Origin of the sequence: Curtobacterium poinsettiae (assembly GCF_025677645.1) — a bacterium.
GTDB lineage: Bacteria > Actinomycetota > Actinomycetes > Actinomycetales > Microbacteriaceae > Curtobacterium > Curtobacterium poinsettiae_A.
Genome location: NZ_CP106879.1, coordinates 3,348,421 through 3,366,339, shown reverse-complemented (window position 1 = coordinate 3,366,339; position 17,919 = coordinate 3,348,421). Strand labels below are relative to the sequence as shown.

At 71.1% G+C, this 17,919-nt stretch carries 17 protein-coding genes; 4 read left to right on the top strand and 13 right to left on the bottom strand.

Translation table 11 applies throughout. The features are described 5' to 3' along the window. Positions 1 to 48: 48 nt before the first annotated feature. On the bottom strand, positions 49 to 687 hold the full coding sequence (locus tag OE229_RS16065) for a TetR/AcrR family transcriptional regulator (RefSeq protein WP_209134040.1): 639 nt from the start codon (positions 685 to 687) through the stop codon (positions 49 to 51). 296 nt (positions 688 to 983) lie between these two features. After that, positions 984 to 1,541, bottom strand: coding sequence for a GNAT family N-acetyltransferase (locus OE229_RS16060; RefSeq protein ID WP_262138852.1), 558 nt, complete (start codon positions 1,539 to 1,541; stop codon positions 984 to 986). Positions 1,542 to 1,583: 42 nt separating this feature from the next. On the opposite strand from OE229_RS16060, the gene bla reads away from it, so the two are divergent. After that, on the top strand, positions 1,584 to 2,543 hold the full coding sequence (gene bla, locus OE229_RS16055) for a class A beta-lactamase (RefSeq protein ID WP_262138850.1): 960 nt from the start codon (positions 1,584 to 1,586) through the stop codon (positions 2,541 to 2,543). Between the two features lie 48 nt (positions 2,544 to 2,591). On the opposite strand, the gene OE229_RS16050 is transcribed toward bla, so the two are convergent. Together OE229_RS16050 and OE229_RS16045 are read right to left on the bottom strand one after the other, a co-directional pair. Continuing rightward, complete coding sequence (locus OE229_RS16050; protein ID WP_262138849.1) at positions 2,592 to 3,581, bottom strand: alpha/beta hydrolase; 990 nt, start codon at positions 3,579 to 3,581, stop codon at positions 2,592 to 2,594. 56 nt (positions 3,582 to 3,637) lie between these two features. Continuing rightward, a complete protein-coding gene (locus tag OE229_RS16045) occupies positions 3,638 to 4,570 on the bottom strand; it encodes an NADP-dependent oxidoreductase (protein WP_262138848.1) in 933 nt (310 codons plus the stop codon). 103 nt (positions 4,571 to 4,673) lie between these two features. On the opposite strand from OE229_RS16045, the gene OE229_RS16040 reads away from it, so the two are divergent. After that, positions 4,674 to 5,168, top strand: a complete 495-nt coding sequence (locus OE229_RS16040; RefSeq protein ID WP_182064778.1) for a MarR family winged helix-turn-helix transcriptional regulator — start codon at positions 4,674 to 4,676, stop codon at positions 5,166 to 5,168. A gap of 109 nt (positions 5,169 to 5,277) precedes the next feature. Here OE229_RS16040 and OE229_RS16035 read toward each other — a convergent pair whose 3' ends face one another. From OE229_RS16035 to OE229_RS16025, 3 genes are all read right to left on the bottom strand, one after another. Continuing rightward, positions 5,278 to 7,044: a hypothetical protein gene (locus OE229_RS16035; RefSeq protein ID WP_182064777.1), complete on the bottom strand. Its 1,767-nt coding sequence runs from the start codon at positions 7,042 to 7,044 to the stop codon at positions 5,278 to 5,280. Between the two features lie 122 nt (positions 7,045 to 7,166). Next, on the bottom strand, positions 7,167 to 7,358 hold the full coding sequence (locus tag OE229_RS16030; protein WP_110862603.1) for a hypothetical protein: 192 nt from the start codon (positions 7,356 to 7,358) through the stop codon (positions 7,167 to 7,169). A 55-nt stretch (positions 7,359 to 7,413) separates the two neighbouring features. After that, positions 7,414 to 7,983 carry a GNAT family N-acetyltransferase gene (locus OE229_RS16025; RefSeq protein ID WP_259579927.1) on the bottom strand — a complete coding sequence of 190 codons (570 nt, stop codon included), beginning with the start codon at positions 7,981 to 7,983 and terminating at the stop codon, positions 7,414 to 7,416. A 286-nt stretch (positions 7,984 to 8,269) separates the two neighbouring features. Between OE229_RS16025 and OE229_RS16020 the strand changes: the two genes are divergently transcribed. After that, complete coding sequence (locus OE229_RS16020) at positions 8,270 to 10,324, top strand: transglycosylase domain-containing protein (protein WP_262138846.1); 2,055 nt, start codon at positions 8,270 to 8,272, stop codon at positions 10,322 to 10,324. Between the two features lie 81 nt (positions 10,325 to 10,405). Here OE229_RS16020 and OE229_RS16015 read toward each other — a convergent pair whose 3' ends face one another. From OE229_RS16015 to OE229_RS16000, 4 genes are read right to left on the bottom strand one after another with little or no spacing between them, the layout of a single operon-like run. Then, positions 10,406 to 11,425 (bottom strand): ABC transporter substrate-binding protein, encoded by a 1,020-nt coding sequence (locus OE229_RS16015; protein ID WP_262138844.1) that lies wholly within the window; start codon positions 11,423 to 11,425, stop codon positions 10,406 to 10,408. An 11-nt stretch (positions 11,426 to 11,436) separates the two neighbouring features. Continuing rightward, positions 11,437 to 12,402 carry an ABC transporter ATP-binding protein gene (locus OE229_RS16010; protein WP_262138842.1) on the bottom strand — a complete coding sequence of 322 codons (966 nt, stop codon included), beginning with the start codon at positions 12,400 to 12,402 and terminating at the stop codon, positions 11,437 to 11,439. After that, positions 12,399 to 13,529 (bottom strand): FecCD family ABC transporter permease, encoded by a 1,131-nt coding sequence (locus OE229_RS16005; RefSeq protein WP_262138841.1) that lies wholly within the window; start codon positions 13,527 to 13,529, stop codon positions 12,399 to 12,401. The genes OE229_RS16010 and OE229_RS16005 overlap by 4 nt, the downstream gene beginning before the upstream one ends. 11 nt (positions 13,530 to 13,540) lie before the next feature. Beyond that, complete coding sequence (locus OE229_RS16000) at positions 13,541 to 14,515, bottom strand: FecCD family ABC transporter permease (RefSeq protein ID WP_259362690.1); 975 nt, start codon at positions 14,513 to 14,515, stop codon at positions 13,541 to 13,543. A 157-nt stretch (positions 14,516 to 14,672) separates the two neighbouring features. Between OE229_RS16000 and OE229_RS15995 the strand changes: the two genes are divergently transcribed. After that, complete coding sequence (locus OE229_RS15995) at positions 14,673 to 15,503, top strand: siderophore-interacting protein (RefSeq protein WP_138804112.1); 831 nt, start codon at positions 14,673 to 14,675, stop codon at positions 15,501 to 15,503. Positions 15,504 to 15,964: 461 nt separating this feature from the next. On the opposite strand, the gene OE229_RS15990 is transcribed toward OE229_RS15995, so the two are convergent. Both OE229_RS15990 and OE229_RS15985 read right to left on the bottom strand, forming a co-directional pair. Then, on the bottom strand, positions 15,965 to 16,876 hold the full coding sequence (locus tag OE229_RS15990) for a carbohydrate ABC transporter permease (RefSeq protein ID WP_027466145.1): 912 nt from the start codon (positions 16,874 to 16,876) through the stop codon (positions 15,965 to 15,967). 1 nt (position 16,877) lies between these two features. Beyond that, on the bottom strand, positions 16,878 to 17,849 hold the full coding sequence (locus OE229_RS15985; protein ID WP_182064773.1) for a carbohydrate ABC transporter permease: 972 nt from the start codon (positions 17,847 to 17,849) through the stop codon (positions 16,878 to 16,880). Positions 17,850 to 17,919: the final 70 nt, after the last annotated feature.

Below are 17,919 nucleotides of genomic sequence, written 5' to 3'. Positions count from 1 at the left end.
TGCGGGGTGCGCCGGTGGACCCCTGGGGGACGAGGAGGTGGAGCGGTGTCAGCCGTCGGCCATGTAGCCGCTGCGGACGCTGTGCACGAGTCGGGCGAGCAGGTCGTCCCACGCGTCGAGCGCCGGCTGGTCGAGCTCGGGGCCGGACGTCGCCAGCCAGTGCTCCGCGATGACGACGATGCCGCTCATGAGCGACTCGACGAGCAACGCGGCGTCGAGGGGGTCGGCGGCCGGGTAGCGTCGGGCGACCTCGTGCCGGAGCCGTTCGGTCACACGCGAGAACGCCGTCTGGGTCAGGACCGCGGCCTTCGGGTCGTCCTTGCCGGGGTCACCGAGGATCCGGTACATGCTGGCGATCGCCGGTGCCAGGTCGGCACCGCGGGCGGCGGACTCGAGCTCGTCGAACATCGACGCCCGACTGCCGTCGCCCACCGGGGTCCGGGCCATGTCGGCGAGGAACCGGTCGACGATGACGGACAGCTCCTGCTCGCACACCGCCAGCAGGACCTCGTCGAGCGAGGCGAAGTGGTTGAACACGGTGCGCCGGGCGATGTCGGCGCGGGCAGCGAGGTCGTCCACGCTGAAGTCGCGGCCGCCGCGCTCGTCGATCAGGTCGCGAGCGGCCTGCAGGATCGCGGCACGGTGCTTCGCCTTGAGGGCAGCACGGCGGTCGGTCGCGATGGTCACGACATCGAACACTAGGTGCATCGATGCACTCGGTGCAACGAGGTTGAGTGCATCCCCAGGTTCGTCCCCCGATCCCCGCAACCGGCTCATCGCGGACGGCGTGCACCCCACCACGGAGTCTCTGTCGCGGCCTTGCGACGCGACGGACGGGCGGACGGGAGGCCCGTGGCGGCGCCGCCACGGGCCTCCCGTTCGTCTGCTGGCCACGTGACGGGCGCGGGACGGCGGATCGTGTCCGCGCGCTGACGGTTCCGGTTCGCGAACCCCGAGGATCGTGAACCAGAACCGTCAGCCGCTCACCGCGCGCCGTCGTCCCACGGCACCGGGGTGGTCTCGCCCGTCTCCCAGTCGCGGCGCAGCACGCCGTAGCCGACCGACCCGACGGCGGGACCGCCGTCGACGGGCCACGCCTCGCGGTAGTGGGCCTCCTGCACCCAGCCGGCGCGGACGAAGACCCGGCGCATGGCGGTGTTGTCCTCGCGGGTCTGACCCTCGAAGCGTGTGATCGCGGGCATCGTCGTGAACACGTGGTCGGTGACGGCACGCAGGGCGGAGACCCCGAGGCCCCTTCCCCGGAACCGGCCAGCCAGGCGCAGGTCGAACAGGGGGACGGGGTCCGCCAGGTCCTCGAGGCGGACCAGTCCGATCCGCCCGTGCTCGTCGTGGTCGAGCCAGGAGGTGTCGTGCTCGTCGTCGCGGTAGGCACCGGAGTCGACGGCGCTCGCCGCGTCGGCCGCGCTGATGCGCCGTCGGACGTGGAACGGGAACTCCTCGGAGGTCAGGAACGCGAGCAGCTCCTGGCGGTCGGCGCCGGTGGGGTCCAGGCGGGTGAGGCGGACGGCGGGAGCTGGCATGCCGCTCAGGGTAGTTGCACGGTCGTCGGGCAGGCTCGGGGCGTGCGAGATGGGACGGGGATGACGGCCGCGGCCCTGACGGCGCTGGTGCTGGCCGGGCTGGTGGGGTGTTCCGGTGCGCCGGGTGGTGCGACGACCGGGCCGGCGTCGTCCGCGTCCGCGTCAGCTTCGGCTTCTGCGTCGGCAGCGGCGACGGCGACCGACCCGGCGACCGACACCGCCACCGCCAGGACCTTCGCGGCGCTGGAGCGTCGGTACGACGCACGGCTCGGGGTCGCCGCGGTCGACACCGGGAGCGGTCGGACGATCGCGCACCGTGCGGGGGAGCGGTTCGCGTTCGCGTCGACGGTCAAGGTGTTCGTCGCGGCGGCGGTCCTCGAGGCCTCGTCCGACGCCGACCTGGCGACCGTCGTGCACTACGACCGTGGTGACCTGCTCGAGTACGCGCCCGTGACGCGCGAGCACGTCGACACCGGGATGACGGTGCGCGAGCTCATCGACGCCGCGCTCCGCTCCAGCGACAACACCGCGGCGAACCTGCTGGTGGAGCGGATCGGCGGGCCGGACGCCGTCGAGCGGTGGCTGCGCGGCATCGGGGACCGGACGACGAACGTCGACCGGGCCGAACCCGACCTGAACCAGGCGATCCCGGGCGACCGGCGGGACACGACGACGCCGGAGCGGTTCGCGGCGGACCTCCGGACCGTGCTGCTCGGAGACGCGCTCGACGCCGCAGACCGACGGGTGCTCCGCGACGCGATGCTCGGCAACACGACCGGGGACGCGACGATCCGTGCCGGGGTGGACCCGTCGTGGCGGGTCGCCGACAAGACCGGTACGGCGTCCTACGGGGTGCGGAACGACATCGCGGTCGTGACGCCGCCGGGGCGGGCACCCGTCGTGCTCGTGGTGATGACGAGCCGGGCCGACCCCGGTGCCGAGCCGTCGGACGCGCTCGTCGCCGAGGCGACCCGTGCCGCGGTGGCCGGGCTGACCGACTGAGTCGCACGCGTCGCGGGGTGTCGCAGGGCGTCGCGGGGCGTCGCCGGACTAGCGGAGGGTGGTCGCCCAGCGCCCGATCGTGTCGTACGCCCGTTCCCGCACCTCCGGCGCGGACAGCACCACGTCGTGCAGGGCGCCGGCGAGTCGGCGGACCGTGACCTCATCGCCGAGGGAGAGCGAGCGGTGCGCCACCGTGTCGACGTTCAGGGCGACGTCCGCGTGCGCCATCCCGGGGTCCCACCGTGGCTGGAGCATGCTCTTGTCGCTCAGCATCACCAGGGTCGGGACCCCGATGCCGAGGCCCTTCTCGACCTGTGCCTGACCGTCGAAGACCGCGGCGAGCCACCCGGGGTGCAGCGGGAAGCCGCGCTCCGGCCGCCACTGCTGCTCGTAGGTCCACGACCCCTCGCCCTCGGCCGAGACGGTGCGGGTGTAGAAGCCGGGGTCGACGGCGGGCATCGGCGCGAGGGGGTTCCGGCGGGCACCGAGCTTGATGACCGGTGCGACGATGGCCCGGCCGACCGCGGTGGCCTGGAACTCGAGCCACGGGCTGTTCAGCACGAGGCCGTGCACGAGCTCCGGGTGCCGGGCAGCCCAGAGCGACAGGGTCAGGCCGCCCGTGGAGTGGCCCATCGGGACGAGCCTGCGGCGGTCCGAGCCGGGGTGCTCGGCCGAGATCGCGTCGAGGGCCGCGGCGATGTCCTCGTCGTAGACCGCCAGGTCGTCGACCATGCCCGGAGTCTGGTACGGGCGCAGGCTCCGACCGTACTTCCGCAGGTCCAGCGCGTGGAACCGGGCACCGAGCCGCTCGAGGCGTTCGGCGAGCTCGACCTGGAAGAAGTAGTCCGACCAGCCGTGCACGTAGAGCACGTCGACGCCGTGCAGGGGCCCGCGACCGTGCAGCAGCAGGTCCGTCGGGGTGTGCCGGCGGCGGACCAGGGTGGCGACGACGGGCCCCTCGGAGTCGGTGCCGAGCGGCAGTTCGAGCCGCTCGTACGGTGCTCCGAGCACGTCCTCGTGCCACCCCTGGTCCGTCATGCGCCGAGCGTATCCGGCGCTGGTGCGGGTGGTGCTGGTGCGGGGGTGTGCGGCCGTCACCCGGCCAGGACCACGACCTTGCCGCTGATCCGTCCCGCGGCCGCTTCGGCGTGCAGGGACGGCAGCTCGGTCAGCGGGATGCGTCGCGTGACCTCGACCGTCAGCGCCCCGGCGTCGACCATGGACACCAGCTCCGCCAGCCGCTCGCGGTTGCGCAGGACGAACACCGTCGCCGCCCGGACCCCGCGGGACTCGTCGTCCGGCGTGGCCATGAACGCCGTGGTGCTGACGACCGCACCGCCGTCGCGCACGACGTCGACGAGTGCTGCGAAGTCCTGCGGGTCGATCGGGGCGAGGTTGAGGAGCACGTCGACCGGTTCCGTCACGGCGGCGCGGACGTCGGTCGTGGTGTGGTCGATCACCTCGTGGGCGCCGGCTGCCCGGACGGCCTCGATGCTGCGCGGACTCGCCGTCGCGATGACGTGGATGCCGGCGCGGACGGCGAGCTGGATCGCGTACTTGCCCACCACGCCGCCAGCGCCCATGACCAGCACGCGCTGGCCGGCCTCGAGCCGCCCGTCGTCGAACAGCGCCTGCCACGCGGTGAGTGCCACCGAGGGCAGTGCCGCCGCGTCGGCCAACGGGATGCTCGTCGGTGCGGCGACCACCGCGTCCGCCGGGGCGATGACGTACTCGGCCGCCCCGCCGTCGAGTTCCATCGGCAGGAACGCGACGACTGCGTCCCCGATCGCGATCCCCTCGACGCCGTCGCCGAGCGCGTCGACGGTGCCGGACACGTCGTAGCCGGGAACGTGCGGCAGCTGGACCGGGATCGGCAGGAACCCGCCCCGCATCCCGTTGTCCGCCGCGTTGAACGCCGAGGCGGCGACGCGGAGTCGCACCTGCCCGGCGCCCGGGGTGGGCTGCTCGACGTCCTCGGTGCGGAGCACCTCGGGACCGCCGACCTCGTGGAACCGTACTGCCTGCATGATCGTGCCCTTCGTCGGTGTTGCTCGTGTGCTTCGAGTTCGAAGCAACTGACGATGACGCTAGCACTGCTTCGAACTCGAAGCAACGGGTAGGATGGATCTCGTGACCGATGCGCCGAACTCCCTGACCCCGACGCAGCTCGGGGCGTACTTCGCCTTCACCGAGGTGAGCAGCCTGCTGCGCCACGCAGTCGAGCGGCAGCTGCGCGACGTGGGTGGCCTGAGCTACGTGCAGTTCCAGCTGCTCGCCCGGCTCGGTGACGCTCCGGGCGGGCAGCAGCGCATGACCGACCTGGCCGACGGGGTCGTCTACAGCCGCAGCGGGCTGACCTACCAGGCGCAACTGCTCGAGCAGCGTGGGCTGGTCACGCGCGGGCCTTCGCCCGACGACGAACGCAGCACGGTCGTGACGATCACCCCGGCCGGTCGTGACGTCCTCGCCGCGGTCTTCCCCGGACACATCGAGGCGCTGCACACCCTGCTGTTCGCGTCGATGTCGGACGCGGACGTCGACGACCTCGCGCGGATCCTCGGGGGAGCGGCGGAGCACCTCCGGGCGAACCCACCGCGATCCGCGGGCGCGCGGCGGAGGAACTGACGACAGCGCGACGGCCGACTGCTCCGGCGGGAGCAGTCGGCCGTCGTTCGATCAGGAGTGGTCGCTCCCGTCGACACCGATCAGGAGCAGCCGCTCCCGCCGGCACCGATCAGTTGTACGACGCGAGTCGGTTCGGTGCGGTGTTGCCCGCCGGTGTGGGGACCGCGCCGCCGACCCCGTTGATGATGCTCGAGATGGTGCCCGTGTCGCCGAGCGAGACCGTGACGAGCCCGTGGGCGCGGACGCCGGCGGTCTGCGGGACCTCGAACGCCCGGTCCGCGTGCACCGCGGGGTTCGTGTTGAAGAAGGCGTAGACGCCGCCGCCCCAGATCTCGTGCTTCGTCACGGACGACGCCACCTTGTAGGCCGCGTAGCCGGCGCCGGTCGGACTCTGCCACGAGGCGTTGTCCGGGACGTCGTACGGCATCTCGTTCTGGAAGAAGATCGTGCGGCCGTTCTCACCGTTCCAGAGCACCTCGTACTGCTGGTAGTGCTCGACGAAGAGTCCGGTCGCGAGGACGTCGTTGCCGTTCACCTCGACACCGGTCGCACCCGTGTTGACGTTCCAGCCGGTCGGGGCACCGCCGTGGTCTGCACGCCATGCCCAGATGTGGTCGATCAGGGTGTCGTCGGCGTTGACCCGCAGGGAGGCGCTCGCCTTGCCCTGGATGCTCGATCCGACGCGGAAGAAGACGTCCTGGATGCTCTGCGGGTTCGCCGCGTGGTCGATGTGCGAGTTCGCCGTGCCCAGCCGGATCAGCTGTGCGCTGTTCTGCGTGCCGGCGTCGACGACGATGTTCGAGACGTTCACGCCCGCGACGTCGTTCGACACCAGGACGGAGTTGCCCTTGGTCGGGACGAGGGTCGGGAACCCGATGCCGGTCACGACGGTGTTCGCCCGCTGCACGTTGATCGCGGCGTCGAGCTGGTACGTGCCCGGGGTGAAGAACAGGTTCAGCCCCTGTGCGAGGGCGCCGTTGATCGTCGCCGCCGAGTCGCCCGGGTGCGCGACGTAGAAGTTGCGCATCGGGAGGTCGGTGCCGGCGGTGTTCGGCCACGTGACGCCGCTCGCGTTCTGCTTGAGCGAGGGGACGAACACGTGGTACTTGTTCGACGAGTCCACGTACAGGTACGGCTTCTCACGGGTGATCGGCGTCGTGGCGAGGGTCGTGTAGCTCTTCGAGAAGTCGTTCGCCGGGGCGCCCTGGACCCCGGAGAAGGTCATGTTCCAGTTGCCGCCCTGCCACGACCCGATCGTGGAGTTCCGCGTGTACCACTGCTGCTGCGACCCGGAGGTCACCGTGCCGTCGACCTTCGTGTCGGCGATGTAGCCGCCGGACGAGTACCCCTGGCCGCCGTCCTGGTTCGACGGCCCCATCGTGAGGTTCCCCTTGACGTGCACCCGACGCATCGGAGCGGCCTGGGACACCGCCCACCGGTCGGTTCCGGTCTCGGGCGTGATCGCCAGGTTCTCGACCGACCGCCAGAAGTTCTGGGTGGCGTTCTTCTCGTCACCGGCGTTCCACCCGGAGTCGACGTTCACCGCGCCGTTGATCGTGACGTCGTCGGGGTTCTTTCCGAGCCCGGCGACCGACGTGTAGAAGCCGAGGTTCGCCCAGACGCGGCCGTAGTTGCCGGGCTTGAACAGGAAGGCGTGCCGCTGCGTGCCGAACTGCGCCGTCGTGCTGCGCAGCTGGCTGTTGAACGCCGCGTCGACGTCGGCCTGGATGGTCGACGCCGGCACCGAAGGGTCGTAGATCGTCACGTTGCTGCCGAAGTCCGGGGTGTCGCTCGTGGCGACCGCCTGGGCCGAGATCGCCGGCGCCAGTGCCCCCACGACACCGAGGCTCAGGGCGAGCGCGAGGACGCGGTTCATCCGTCGTTGCATGATGCTCGATTCGTCATCGTGCGGCGTCGTTGCCGCACGGGACAGACCGTAGACCCGTTGCCGCGCTCGGACAGTCGGGAGAAAAGGGGACAAGTGCCCAGCGTGAGGGACTAACTGCGGGGAGCCCGCACCAGGAACAGCGTCACCGCGCCGAGGACGACCGCGGCGACGATGAGCGCCCAGGCGAGCACGATGACCGGCCCGTCCCAGGGGGTGAAGAGCAGTCCGACCCCGATCACCAGAGCCACGGCGGCGCCGATGAGGGCGAGGCGGTGCGGTCGTACCGGAGCGGTGCGTGTCACTGTTCCAACGGTACGCGCGCCGGCCTGGCAGTGCGGCGTCGAGCGGGCACGCCGGTCACACCGTGGTGCGCATCACCCACCGCCACTTGGCGATGCGGCGGTCGCGCACGAACCCGAACTGCGTGAACAGTTCCTCCGGTCCGGTGTGCAGGTAGGCCCCGCGCTGCGGCTTCCGCTCGACGGTCTGCTCCGGGTAGGCCTCGACCGTCCCGCCGCCGGCCCGCCGGATCTCCTCCAGCGCCGTCGTCACCGCGGCACGTGCGACGCCCTGGCCGCGGTGCCGGGACTCCACGAACACGCAGCCGATCCGCCAGTCCGGCGGCGTCGAGGCATCACGCGCGTACGCGCCGGGGTTCAGGATCGTCGGCAGCTCGACGGGCCGACCGAACTGGCACCACCCGACCGCCGTTCCGTCGGCGTAGACGAGCACCTGGTGGTTCGTGCCGTTCCGCACGTGTCGGTGCTTCGCCTCCTGGTGGGACAGCGTCGGGTCGGGCGTGCCGCGTGGGCCGTCCGGGTGGAAACCGATGCACCAGCACCCACCCCACACGCCGTTGCTGCGGGTGACGAGCGCGGCGAAGTCGGGCCACGTCTCCTCGGTGAGCATCGCCGTCGAGTACTCCATGAGCCGATGATCCTCTGGTCCTGGCGGTCCCGCCACCACCGCGGCCGTGGCGTTCGGAGCGGCGCGCGACCGGTGGTCAGGCCGCGCTGCGCCGAGCGGCTGCGAGGCCGGAGACGAGCGCCGCGACGCCGAGCCCGATGCCGACCACGTCGGCAGCGGATCCCACCGGCACTTTCCCAGCGGACACGACGGTGTTCCGCGGGGAAGTCACGGCGCCTGCCCGAGCAGGACTGGGAGCCTCTCCGGACCGCGCCGATGGCGGTGCGACCGAGGGGGAACGGACGACATGACGATGCGACGTGCAGGGGGAGCCGCGCTCGGCTTCGTGGGTGGCAGTGTGCTCGCCGGGTTGCTGGTGAGCGTCGGGGTGACTCCGGTGATCGCGGTCGCCGGGGTCGGCACGACCTCGGCGATCGGGGTGTTCGAGTCGCTGCCGGAGGACATCGAGATCGGGCAGCTGCCGCAGCGCAACCAGATCTGGGCGTACCGCGGCGGCGAGCCGGTGCACCTGGCCAACGTGTGGGACCAGGACCGGCAGGAGCTCTCGCTCGAGCAGATCAGCGACGAGCTGGAGCACGCCGCGGTGGACGGCGAGGACAAGCGGTTCTACGAGACCGGCGGCGTCGACGCGACGTCCGTCGTCCGGTCGCTCGTGAGCGTCGCCACGTCCGGGACCGAGGGCGGGTCGGGTGGTTCGACCCTGACGATGCAGCTCGTGCGGAACATCAAGATCCAGCAGGCGAGCGAACTGCCCACCGCCGAGGAGCGCGAGGCCGCCTACGAGGACGCGACCCGGCGGACGCCGCAGCGCAAACTCGCCGAGATGAAGCTCGCGATCAGCCTGGCGAAGCAGTACACGAAGCAGCAGATCCTGGCGGCGTACCTGAACATCGCTTACTTCGGCGACCAGACCTACGGGGTGCAGTCGGCGGCGCAGCACTACTACGGCAAGTCGGCGACCGACCTGACCCCGGCCGAGGCGGCGTCCCTCATCGCGATCGTGCAGTGGCCGGAGCGACGCGACCTGTCGACGCCGGACCACCACCGCGACAACGCCGCCCGGCGGAACGTGATCCTGCGGTCCATGCACGAGCAGGGGCACCTGTCGACCGGGGAGTACCGCACGGCTCGGCTGTCCCGTGTCGCCGACTACGTCCACCTGACGGCACCGCAGCAGGGGTGCGAGGCGGTCGAGGTGGGTGCGGAGTTCTTCTGTGACCACGCGGAGACCATCGCCCAACGGCTCCCGCAGCTCGGCACGACGAAGCAGCAGCGGGCGGACGCGTGGCGCACCGGCGGGTACCGGATCCAGACGACGCTCGACCTCGACCTGAACGCTCAACAGAAGCGGCTGCTGGACCAGTACGACCCGAAGACCGAGACGCGGCTGGCGCTGGGGGCAACGTTCAACACGGTCGAGGCCGGGACGGGTCGTGTGCTGACGATGGCGCAGAACACCGACCACGACCGGTCGTCCGACGCGCCCCGCACGGCGACCTCGCTGAACTACGCCACCGACCAGGCGGACGGCGGCTCGACGGGGTTCCAGACCGGTTCGACCTACAAGATGTTCACCCTGCTGGCGTGGATCGAGGCCGGCCGCAGCCCGGACACCGTCGTCAACGGCACACCGCACCCGCACAGCGAGTGGACCGCCTGCGGTGGACCCACCTCGGCGTTCTGGCAGCCGAAGAACGACTCACCCGGGCAGCGTGGTCCGTACTCGGTCCGGTCGGCGACGGCGCAGTCCGTGAACGCGGCGTACCAGTCGATGGCCGAACAGCTCGACCTGTGCGACATCCGCGACGTCGCCGAGGGGCTGGGGGTGCACCTGGCGACCGGTGGCGAGCTGCCCTGGAACCCGGCGTCCCTGCTCGGCACCGAGAGCATCGCCCCGCTCACGATGGCGTCGGCCTACGCGGGCATCGCGAACGGCGGGCGGTTCTGTGCACCCGTGGTGATCGACCAGGTCATCGCCCCCGACGGCGAGGAACTCGGCGGACAACCCCGCACGTGCACGCAGGCGGTGTCGCCGCAGACGGCGGCCACCGCGTTCGACGTCATGCAGGGCGCGTTCCGCGGCGGGACGGCGAGCGGTGGCCAGACCCCCGACGGCGCGACGCTGTTCGGCAAGACCGGTACCACGGACGCGGCCGACCAGGTGTGGCTGGTGGGCGGGACCGCGCGGGCCGTCACCGCCTACTGGCAGGGCAACACGGACGGCGCCAAGCACAACCTGCGGTCGTTCTCCAACGGTCAGGGCGGCACCTACGCGGGGTCACGCGCGGCCGTCTGGCGCGACGCGCAGACGGCGGTGAACGCGGCGTTGCCGGTCGGCTGACGGCCCGGAACGCAACCACGAACGGCCGGGAGGCACGGTGCCAGCTGGCACCGTGCCTCCCGGCCGGTTCTCGGTTGCGTCCTAGGACAGCTTCTTGCTGTCCTCGAGCCAGCCCGCGAGCTTGGTCATGTAGTCGGCCTGCGACGCGTAGTCGAGGGCCGGGAACGTCCAGCTGTGGACCTGCCCCGCCTCAAGCGCGGCGTTGTCGGCGAAGGTCGGCTGCTTCTCGAGATCTGCGACCTGGTAGCCCTGCTGCGACAGCAGCAGTACGTCACCGGTGATCTGGCCGGCGTTCTCCCACGAGTAGATGCCCCAGTAGAAGCCCTCGGGCTTCGGGTCGACGAAGTCGACCCCGTACGACGCGTACATCTGCAGCGACGGCTCGTCGGTCGGACGGGTGACGTACGCGCCGTCACCGTCGGCGTACATCGAGACGACCGACAGGTCCTTCTCCTTCGAGACCTTCTCGAGCTCGTCGGCCGCGGTGTCGAAGCGCTCCTCGGCGGCGTCGACCGTCGACTCCTTCGCACCGAGGGACTCGGACAGTTCGGCGATCGTCTCGATGACGTCCTCGCCCTTGCCGCCCCACTTCACCTGGACGACCGGCGCGATGGCCTCGATCTGCTTCTCCTGCGCCTTGTCCTTGAAGCCGTAGCCGGGCTGCTTCGTGTCGAGCGTGCCCTTGGCATCGGTGGGGTAGACCGAGGTGACGACGAGGTCGGGCTTGAGCGCGGCGAGCTGCTCGAGGTCGATGTCGCCGTAGGCGGTACCGAGCTGCGTGATGCCGTCGGTGTCGAGACCCTTGAACCGGGCGTCCTTCGCCATCGTCAGCTGCCCGAAGGTGCCGACGGGCTTCAGGCCGTACTCGATGAACGACAGGGCGATGTCATTCAGCACGACGACGCGCTTCGGCGTGTGGTCGACCTTCACGGTGGCGCCCGTGGCGTCCTCGTACGACCAGGCCTCCGACGCGGCGGTGCCGCCGTCGGAGTCGGAGTCGTTCGAGTTGCCGGTGCTCGAGCAGCCGGTGAGGAGGAGTGCCGAGACGGTCACGGAGGTCAGGAGGGCGGCGCGCAGGTGGCCACGTCGGGAGGTCTTCACGTTAGGAGAGGCTAACCTAAGTTCGCAGCACTCGCCAGCGCGTCTTCGGTTTTCGTCGGCTCCGTGTGCTCGGTCGGGGCGCTCGCGTCTGTGTGCTCGGTCGGGGCGCCCGGGACGGGGTCGTGCTCGTCCGTCTCGGGCACGATCATCGGTGCACCGGTCACCGGGTCGGGGAACACCCGGGCGTGCAGGCCGAACGCGTGCTCGAGCAGTGCCGGGGTGAGGACGTCGTGGGGGGTGCCGTCGGCCACGACCCCGCCGTCGTGCAGCACCACGAGCCGGTCGGAGTACCGCGCCGCGAGCGACAGGTCGTGCAGCACCATCACGATCGTCGACCCCTGCTCGCGGTTCAGCCGCCGGACGAGCCGCAGGACCTCCAGCTGGTGCGCGAGATCCAGGTAGGTCGTCGGCTCGTCGAGCAGGAGCGTCTGGGCCTGCTGCGCGACGACCATGGCGATCCAGGCGCGCTGGCGCTGCCCGCCGGACAGGCTCGTGACGTCGCGGTGTGCGACCTCGGTCAGACCGGTGGCGGCGATCGCCTCTTCGGCGACGGCGGCGTCCTCGGCGGTCCACGGCTTCGCCCACGACTGGTGCGGATTCCGGCCCCGCATCACCAGGTCGAGCACGCTGGTGCCCGCTGGGGCGACGGGGGACTGCGGCAGGATCGCGAGCTTGCGGGCGACCTGGCGGTTCGGCTCCCTGCGGATCGGGGTGCCGTCGAGCAGGACCTCGCCGGCCTGCGGCTTGAGCACGCGTCCGAAGGCCTTGAGCAGGGTCGACTTGCCGCAGCCGTTCGCGCCGAGGAACGTCGTGACGGTGCCGCGTTCGATGCGCAGGTCCAGGTCGCGCAGCACGGGCTGGCGGTCGTAGCCGACGGACAGGGCCGTGGCTTCGAGGACGGGGGTGTCGAGCTGGCCGTTGCCCTGGCCCTGGTGCCCCTTCTGGTGCTGGTCCTGGTGCTGGTGTGGTGCTGTCATCGGGACATCTCCTTGCGGTGACGGACGAGGAGCCAGATCAGGTACGGCGCCCCGATCACGGTGGTGATGATGCCGACCGGCACCTGCCACGGGAACGCGGAACGGGACAGCAGGTCGGCGGCGAGCACGAGCACGGCACCGAGGGCACCGGCGAGCAGCAGCGGCGGCCGGTTCGTACCGGCGAGCCGGAGCCCGACCTGCGGGACGACGAACGCGACGAAGCCGACCGGTCCGGCGGCGGCCACGGCGGCGGCGGTCAGCACGACCGCGAGCGCGATGACGAGCAGCCGGTGCCGCTGGACGCCGAGTCCGACGCCCGTCGCGACCTCGTCGCCGAGCTGCCCGATGCCGAGAGCTGCACTCGTCGCGAGCGCGATCGGCACCGCGACGACGGCCACCGCGAGCAGCGGCCAGACGCTCTCCCACGACGTGCTCGACAGGCTGCCGACGAGCCACTGCGACGCCGCGGTGGCCACGGTGATCTTCGCGCGGACGAGCAGGTAGCTGGTCACCGCGTCGAGGGTCGCGCTCACGCCGATGCCGACCAGCACGAGTCGGTAGCTCTGCACGCCGCCGCGCCAGCCCAGGCCGTACACCAGGACCGCTGCGACCAGGGCGCCGATCGTTGCGGCCACCGGGATCCCGCCACCGAGCACCAGGGAGGACACCGAGTACGTCCCGCCGCCGAGGACGATCGCCGCGACCGCACCCACGCTCGCACCCGCGGTGACGCCGATGATGTCCGGGGTGCCGAGCGGGTTGCGGGTGAAGGTCTGGGTGAGCCCGCCGGCGACCCCGAGCGTCAGGCCGACGAGCGCGCCGGTGAGCACGCGGGGCAGGCGCAGGGTGGTGATGATGAAGGCGTCCGGCCCGGACTCCAGGCCGAGCAGGGACCGGATGACGACCCCGGGAGCGATCCACGTCGAGCCGACCGCCGTCCCGAGGACGATGAGCACCAGGACGGCGGCGAGCGACGCGACCGTGTACCAGAACACCCGGGGGCGCCAGGCGAGGCCGACGGGCCCGATGCGGATGCCGGTGCGGCGGGGGGTTCGTGCAGCCGGGGCGGGCGTGCCCGGTGCGGTGGTCTCGGGCGTGCTGCCGGGCGTGCGCCCGGTGCTGCGCACCGCTGCCCCGCTCACAGCGACACCAGCGATCGGCGGCGGGCCACGGCCACGAACACCGGGCCGCCGATGACGGCGAGCACGATGCCGACCTCGACCTCGGAGAACCCGCCGATCAGGCGACCGATGACGTCGGCGAGCAGGACGAGGGCGGCGCCGACCAGACCGGAGACCGGCAGGGTCCAGCGGTGTCCGGTGCCGACGAGCGCGCGGGCGACGTGCGGCACCGTCAGGCCGACGAAGCCGATCGGGCCGGCCGCAGCCGTCGCCCCGGCGGCGAGCAGCGTGATCCCGCCCAGACCGACGAGCCGGGCGACGAGCACGTTCTCTCCGAGCCCCTTCGCCAGCTCGGACCCGAGCCCGAGGGCGTCGAGGGCGCGGACGTTCAGCACCGCGAGTACGAGCCCGGCGGCCAGGAACGGCCACACCGCCCCGAGGATGTCGAGCTGGCGTGCGGCGAGCGACCCGACGACCCAGAGCCGGTACGCGTCGAGTGAGGCCTGGTCGGTCAGCACGACGAAGGAGGTCAGGGCGGCGAGCAGCGCCGAGACCGCGGCCCCGGCGAGGGCGAGCGGCACCGGACTGGCGGTGCCGCTGCCGGCGATGGTCACCGAGAAGACGACGACGCTGGCGACCAGGGCCCCGACCAGGGCGAACCACACGGTCGCGCTCGTGCTCGTGACCCCGAACACGTAGACGCCGAGCACCACCGCGAGCCCCGCACCCGACGAGACCCCGAACAGGCCGGGGTCGGCGAGTGGGTTGCGGGTGTGTCCCTGCATGAGCAGCCCGGCGATGCCGAGGGCCGCGCCGACCGCAGCACCGATGAGCGTGCGCGGGATGCGGGAGCCCCACACGATCGCTTCGTCGGTGCTCGACCCGGAGCGAGTGAGCCCCGCCCACACCTCGGCGACACCGATGCGGTTGCTGCCGAGCAGCATGCTCGCCACGGCGACGAGCACCAGCGCGACGACGAGTCCGACGATCACCACGGCCCGCCTGCGCACAGCGGTCCGGTGGACGCCGAGGGCGCGGGACGCGTCGCCGCGTCGGGTGCTGGACGCGACGGGTTCGGGGACCTCCGGACCGGAAGCCAGAACGGGATTGGGGGCTGGCACGGAAGTCATCTTAGGTTAGCCTTGCCTCATGGCGAAGACCCCGCGGCTCCTGCCGACGAACCCCCGGCTCTTCCGCGCCCGTGTCCTCAGGACCCAGCGGGTGACCCCCTCGATGCAGCGCGTCACCGTCACCGGGGACGACCTGCACGAGTTCGGTTACCTCGGTTTCGACCACTGGTTCCGCCTGTTCGTCCGGCGCCCCGACCAGGACGCCTTCCGGATGCCCGACCTGGACGGCAAGAAGTGGTGGCCGACGTTCCTCGGCATCCCCGAGGACATCCGCCCCCACTGCGCGAACTACACCGTCGCCGCGTACCGCCTGCTCGCCGACGGCACCGCCGAGCTCGACATCGACTTCGTCGTGCACCTGGACCACCGCGGCGAGCTCGAGGGTCGGGCCGCGATCTGGGCCTGCGCCGCACGCCCCGGCGAGGAGCTCGCGATGCTCGACCAGGGCTGCATCTTCGACGTCCCCGCAGGCACCAGCGAGGTCGTCGTCGCCGCCGAGGAGACCGGCCTGCCCGGCGTCGTCGGCATCGCCGCCTCGTTGCCGCGCGACACCGTCGGCCGCATCATCCAAGAGGTCCCGACCGCCGCCGACATCCGCGACCTCGACGCCCCCACCGGCGTGCAGGTGACCTGGATCGTGCGGCAGCCGGGTGCCGTCCCCGGCAGTGGCGCCCTCGCCGAACTGCAGCGGCACGTGCCGTCCGACGACCAGGGGTACGCGTTCGTCGTGGGGGAGTCGCGACTCGCCACCGAGGGCCGCCGCCACCTGCACCGTGCGGGCCTGCCGAAGTCGCGCATCACGTTCTCCGGGTTCTGGAAGCACGAGACGAAGGTCTCCGTCCCCGCCTGACCCGCGCGGTGCCTGGCAGGTACGCCCGTTCCGATCAGGTACGCCCGGTCTTTCCCCTGGCGGGCGCGTTGCCTGGTGCTTTCGGGCATACCGTCACAGATTTTCCGACCAGGTACGCCCGTTCCGACCAGGTACGCCCGGTCTTTCTCCTGGCGCGCGCGTGGCCTGGTGCTTTCGGGCATACCGTCACAGATCTTCCGACCAGGTACGCCCGTTCCGACCAGGTACGCCCGATCGAGCCAGGTATGCCCGTTCCGCCCAGGTACGCGTGTTCCTTCCTCTGGCGGGCGCGCTGCCTGGTGCGTTCGGGCGTACCGTCACAGATCTTCCGACCAGGTACGTCCGGTTCCGCCAGGTACGCCCGACAGCACCAGCCGCGCCGCGCACGCGACGCGACCAACGGACGGCCGGGAGGCCCGGTGCCAGCTGGCACCGGGCCTCCCGTCCGTGGTGGGGTCGCGTCAGCCCTTGAGGCCCGAGCCCGTCACGCCCTCCACGATCTGCCGCTGGAAGATCAGGTAGAGGATGATCAACGGCAGCGCCGCGAGGATCGCACCCGCCTGGATGTCGGCGTAGCGCTGGCCGAAGCTGCCCTGGACCGTGGCGAGCCCGACCGGGATCGTCATGAGGTCCGGGTTGGACAGCACGAACAGCGGCAGCAGCAGGTTGTTCCACACCCCGACGAAGGTCAGGATCGTCACGGCCGCGATCACCGGACGCGACAGCGGCAGGATGACCGACCAGTAGACCTTCCAGATGCCGGCCCCGTCGATGCGCGCGGCCTCTTCGAGCTCCTTCGGGATGCCGTCGAAGAACTGCTTGAAGATGAACACCGCGATCACGGCGGGCACCTGCGGGAAGATCACCGACCAGTAGGTGTTGAGCAGGCCGACCGCGTTGAGCTCCTGGAAGATCGGGATGATCAGCACCTGCGTCGGGATCATGATCCCGAGGATGATGAGCAGGAACGCGATGTTGCGGCCGCGGAACACCAGCCGCGACAGCGCGAACGCAGCCATCGACGCGAACAGCACGGTGAGTGCGGCCGTGACGACGCTCGTGATGGCACTGGCGAGGTACCAGTTCCAGATGTCGCCGGCCTGGAACAGCGACGAGTACGAGTGCAGCGTCGGGTTCCAGTTGGACAGGATCGCATTGGCGCCGAGGGCGGCGACGCCGTTGTCGGACAGCGACGTCTTCAGGGCGAACACGCTCGGGATGAGCCAGATGATCGCGAAGATCGTCAGGACGATCCCCGAAGCGATCGTGAAGCCACGACCGCTGACGCCGATCTTCGCGGCGCTCGTGGGAGCGGCGGACGAGACGCCGGTGCGGAGCTTGCGGCCGGTGGTGATGCTCTCGGTGGCGGTCATGTCAGGCCCCGATCTCTCGCTTGGCGGCAGCGCGCTCGACGAGCTGCCGGATGACCGCGATCGCCACGATCACGATGAACAGGAGGACCGACGCGGCCGATGCGGCTCCGAGCCGGTTGTCGGTGAAGCCGACGCCGGTGATGAGCTGCAGCGAGACCTGGGTCGAGATGCCCGGCCCGCCGTTCGTCATCAGGTAGACCTGGTCGAAGATCTTCAGGCTCGCGATGATCTGCAGCAGGACGACCAGCGTCGTGGTGCGGCCGAGCAGGGGGAGCGTGATCGACTTGATCTGCTGCCAGTTCGACGCACCGTCGACCGCGGCTGCCTCGTACAGTTCGCGCGGGATCTCCTGCAGACCGGCCAGGTAGAGCACGAAGTTGAAGCCGAGGGTCCACCACACGGTGGCGATCGCCACACCGATCATGGCCGTGTTCGGGCTCGAGAGCATGCCCGAGCCGGGGGTCATGCCGATCGCCGACTGCAGGCTCGCCCACAGGCCGGTGCTCGGCGTGAAGATGAACACCCAGATCAGCGAGATCGTCGCCGACGGCAGGATGAACGGCAGGAAGAACGCCAGGCGGAAGAACCACTGGCCGCGGTTCATCCGGTTCGTCAGTACGGCGAACACGAACGCCAGGATGACGAGCGGCGGGGTCGTGTACAGCGTGAACTGCAGCGTGTGCCAGAGCGACGACCAGAAGTCGCTGCGCCCGAGCATCTCGGCGTAGTTCGCGAACCCCGCGAAGCTGCCGAGCCCGGTGCGGACGGTCGAGGTGTTGAAGAAGCTCGTGACGATCATCCAGACCGTCGGGCCGAGCAGGAAGGCCACGTAGAACAGGCCGAACGGGGCGAGGAACAGCCAGCCGCTGCGGCCCTGGCCGCGGTTCACACTGGAGCCGTAGGAGCGGTTCCGGCGTGGACGCGGCGCGGTGGTCGCGTCCGTCGGCCGGTCGAGGACAGGTGCTGTGGTCACGTCATCGTGCCTTTCGCGCGGTGTTCACGGCGATCGCGGGGGTCGTCTGCCCGGAGGGAGCCTGCCGGGC